Annotated in this window: 6 protein-coding genes; 5 read left to right on the forward strand and 1 reads right to left on the reverse strand. The window is 52.6% G+C overall.

Annotated features, from left to right (window positions below; translation table 11 throughout):
- The first annotated feature begins 3 nt into the window (after positions 1 to 3).
- The 5 genes from GHO03_RS23920 (at position 4) to GHO03_RS23940 (ending at position 2,253) form a co-directional block, all read left to right on the forward strand.
- Positions 4 to 120 carry a type II toxin-antitoxin system RelE/ParE family toxin gene (locus tag GHO03_RS23920; protein ID WP_256668768.1) on the forward strand — a complete coding sequence of 39 codons (117 nt, stop codon included), beginning with the start codon at positions 4 to 6 and terminating at the stop codon, positions 118 to 120.
- Between the two features lie 746 nt (positions 121 to 866).
- Positions 867 to 1,157: a DNA-binding protein gene (locus tag GHO03_RS23925; RefSeq protein ID WP_024265238.1), complete on the forward strand. Its 291-nt coding sequence runs from the start codon at positions 867 to 869 to the stop codon at positions 1,155 to 1,157.
- A 77-nt stretch (positions 1,158 to 1,234) separates the two neighbouring features.
- Positions 1,235 to 1,498, forward strand: a complete 264-nt coding sequence (locus tag GHO03_RS23930) for a type II toxin-antitoxin system RelB/DinJ family antitoxin (RefSeq protein WP_024265237.1) — start codon at positions 1,235 to 1,237, stop codon at positions 1,496 to 1,498.
- Entirely contained in the window at positions 1,485 to 1,772 is a 288-nt protein-coding gene (locus tag GHO03_RS23935; protein ID WP_024265236.1) for a type II toxin-antitoxin system YafQ family toxin, read from the forward strand. The genes GHO03_RS23930 and GHO03_RS23935 overlap by 14 nt, the downstream gene beginning before the upstream one ends.
- Positions 1,773 to 1,818: 46 nt before the next feature.
- Entirely contained in the window at positions 1,819 to 2,253 is a 435-nt protein-coding gene (locus GHO03_RS23940) for a hypothetical protein (protein WP_024265235.1), read from the forward strand.
- A 50-nt stretch (positions 2,254 to 2,303) separates the two neighbouring features.
- Here the strand turns inward: GHO03_RS23940 and repM are convergent, their stop codons facing one another.
- A complete protein-coding gene (gene repM / locus GHO03_RS23945) occupies positions 2,304 to 3,128 on the reverse strand; it encodes a replication initiation protein RepM (protein ID WP_024265234.1) in 825 nt (274 codons plus the stop codon).
- Between the last annotated feature and the right edge of the window lie 170 nt (positions 3,129 to 3,298).

Raw genomic sequence — 3,298 nt, forward strand, 5'->3', positions numbered from 1 at the left:
CCATTGGGTGGCCTGTGGCGGTATCGCGTAGGAGACTTCAGGGTAATCTGCGAGATACAGGACGGCGCCTTACGGATACTGGTTGTACAGCTTGGCAACCGTCGAGAAGTTTACCGCTGAAACCAACGTAACCCGCTGTCGCGTCCAGTTGAAGTACACCTCAACTGGGCGTCAGTCAGCTCACTGGCATCGCGTCAGACTAGGGCCGCTTTCTGCATTATCTGACGCCTAAACGTCAAACTCTATGGCCTCAACCTGACAGGCCGCATGCTTAGCGTACGATTTTGTCCGTTTTCTCTACCGTCCCCTTAAACAACGGCTGAGCGTATGCAAAACAACCCCAAAAGAACGGTAGAAAAAGGCACGAGAACGGAAAAAGAACAGCAGGCGCAACGGATTAAGTCGGCTGAATAGGCGGGCAAGATAGGTGAAGTAGGCCTACCGGCCCACTTCACAGCTTGTCCATTCGCCTGCGGCTCAATGGAAAGTTTCGCGGGCGCGAAATGGTTACTTGGCCATTTGGGCACCAGTTGTATAACAAGTGCTATACAAAATTCTCCAGGTTTTGTGGGCTAAATCATTTGTTTTGTATCACAACTGTATAGCGTCAAAGAATTATTAGTTTTTAATAAATTTTTGAAAAATAAAGGTTTTTTCCATCGCACTGAGGTGCGTGATGTGTATTGAGATTTTGACCCTGTTAAGGGGGAAAATCTGGCTCTTCAAAGGGCGTAAAAATCATTCAGGTCGAAGACCGTGGCCAGTCGATGGCAGGTAAGGTGCAAAAGAGGTGCAGGGTGGGTGCAGGGTGGGTGCAGACCAGGTGCAAAACGGGTATAGAGCTGGTGTAAAGAGAGGCGGAAAGGGTGCAAAAAAAGCCATCGATCTACGATCCAGGGGCGGCGTTAACCAATCCAGAAACCAGGGCCGTGTTTATTGCGGATGCTTTAGCGACCGGCCATGCCGCTCATATTGTGGCCTCCATAGGTGTGGCTATCAGCGCATTTGGGGCGGCCAAAATGGCGAGTCTGACCGGGATCACCGTGGCAGATCTGGAGCAGCTCTTTGGTACCCATGGCGATCCGGACCTTTATCGCTTGATGAAAGTGCTACACGTGCTGGGGGTCAGTTTATCCGTGACTGCAAGAACGCAGTGACGCGTCACGTGACGGCACAAAACCATGCGCGACCCTTATATTGAGCTACACTGTGGCCCAATATAGGAGGACTACCCATGTCCACAAATGCTGTCGTTCGTGCTCGTATCGATGAGCACATCAAAGAAGAAGCCGCTGCAGTACTTGCGACAATGGGCTTAACGGTTAGCGATGCTTTCCGCATGATGATGACCCGTATAGCGCAGGAAAAGGCGCTGCCATTCGAGCCGTTGGTGCCCAACGCCAAAACCGTTGCCGCGATGAAAGAAGCCCGGCGCGGAAAGCTGCAAAAGTTCGCCACCATTGATGATCTGATGGCGGATTTGCATGCGGACGATTGAGAGAACCAGTCAGTTCAAGCGAGATTTTAAGCGAGAGGCCAAGGGGCCGCATCGAGCTGACTTGGAGCCGGGCGGCCTGTTCATCAAGATTGTCACTGCCCTGATGAATGACAAACCGCTGCCGGAAAAACATCGGGATCATGCTCTGACTGGTAACTGGAAAGACCATCGGGATTGCCATATCAAACCGGATTGGCTGCTGATCTACTGCAAGCCCGACGATGAGCGCTTGCAGCTTGTGCGACTCGGATCACACAGCGAGCTGAGCCTATGACCAGCCAGGCTAAAGAGTGTGACGCGTCATATGACGGTAGAGCACCATGCGTCACACCATAGATGAAGCCGCGTCACTGATCGGCAGAACGCGCCGGTCCATATACCGGGCAATGACCGAAGGCCGTATATCATATGGCTTAGAGTCCGATGGACGTCGCTATATCGACACCGCGGAGTTACTGCGTGTGTACGGTGCTTTCGAGCCAGCGTCACAGAGCGTCACAGTGGAAATGTCACACGGCGTCACAGTGACTGGCGACCTCGGGGAGATCATCGCCAGGGCGGTGGCAAAGGCCGTCGCTGAAGCGGTGGAGCCATTGCGGCAAGAGATCGAGAAGCTACGCCTTGATAATGCTGAGCAACGCCTTATTGAGCACAACCCTGAGCCTCAACCTGAAAAAGCGCCAACCCCGGGAAAGCCAAAATTACCCGGGCCTGCCAAGTCTTTTTCCGATCTACTGGCCGGACTGGCCGATTAGTCTCGACGGTGACGATCTAAACCCAGTCCGACCCACGTACATCAATCCAGTCATTCAGCCAGTGCCAAGGTGATCTGGTTGAGTCTGGCATGTGCTGCTTCCCAGCTCTCACCAGGACGAGCGCGTTTGGCAACCTCAGCGTCTGTCAGCTTGCCAAGCTTTTGCTTCACCGGCACGGATGTTGGTTCTGGTTTGATGGCAAAGATCAGATGGGTGACGGTGCGTCCGGTCTTGCGCTGTGTGTAGCTCACACGAATATCGCTGTATTCGTTGATTTGTGCCACGGCTGTATCTAGGACTCGCTTTTTAAAGTCCTTAATTGCCTTGTATTCGTTGGTAAGGCCGAGACTTTCGCGCAGATTAGCGAGTGCCAACTCGCGTTTTCCGATTGTGAGGTACTGCACCAGTAGCTCGTAGAGCCGTACAGCGTGAACGCTCGACATGCCACTGATTTTCTCCAAACGGTATGACGTGAACTCGGACTCGAGACGTGTGATGTAGGGGATCACCCGAGGGGCGAACGTCAACTGAATTCGGCCTGTTCCGTCGATGTAAGCCTTGTCGCTGATCCATCGGGTTGTGACAGTACGGTCCTTACCGGTGTCCGGATCGGTGTCATAGATCGTCACCGAGCGGTCGAACAGGTCGCCCATCGCTTCTTTAAGTTGTCCGTAAACCTTGGTTTCGTTGGTCCCGAATGCCTGAGCGAAATCGCTCGCTGCAATCGTGACTGGCTTATCTGGCGAAAGGCCCAGCTGTTCGTCGCGACTACGACTGATGGCAAACAGGATGATTTGTTGTTCGACCAGGTTGAGCCGGTAGCTAGCTTCGACAAGCCGGTTAGATTTGACAACAACTTCGCTTTTCTCAGCCATCAGTAGTCCTCGTGGGGAGATCCACCATAGCATAAAAAGGACTATTTAATACAAGTCCCTTAATACCGCAAATCTGTCCCTTTATGACCGCAAATCTGTCCCTTTATGACCGCAAATCTGTCCCTTTATGACCGCAAATCTGTCCCTTTATGGAGGCTGTATGCCACGTA

The organism is Pseudomonas sp. FSL R10-1339, from assembly GCF_009600545.1.
GTDB classification, from domain to species: Bacteria; Pseudomonadota; Gammaproteobacteria; order Pseudomonadales; family Pseudomonadaceae; genus Aquipseudomonas; species Aquipseudomonas bubulae.

Coding starts and splice junctions, on each gene's coding strand:
- repM (WP_024265234.1), bottom strand. CDS start 3,128: ATGGCTGAGAAAAGCGAAGTTGTTGTCAAATCTAACCGGCTTGTCGAA.
- GHO03_RS23935 (WP_024265236.1), top strand. CDS start 1,485: ATGCGGACGATTGAGAGAACCAGTCAGTTCAAGCGAGATTTTAAGCGA.
- GHO03_RS23940 (WP_024265235.1), top strand. CDS start 1,819: ATGCGTCACACCATAGATGAAGCCGCGTCACTGATCGGCAGAACGCGC.
- GHO03_RS23930 (WP_024265237.1), top strand. CDS start 1,235: ATGTCCACAAATGCTGTCGTTCGTGCTCGTATCGATGAGCACATCAAA.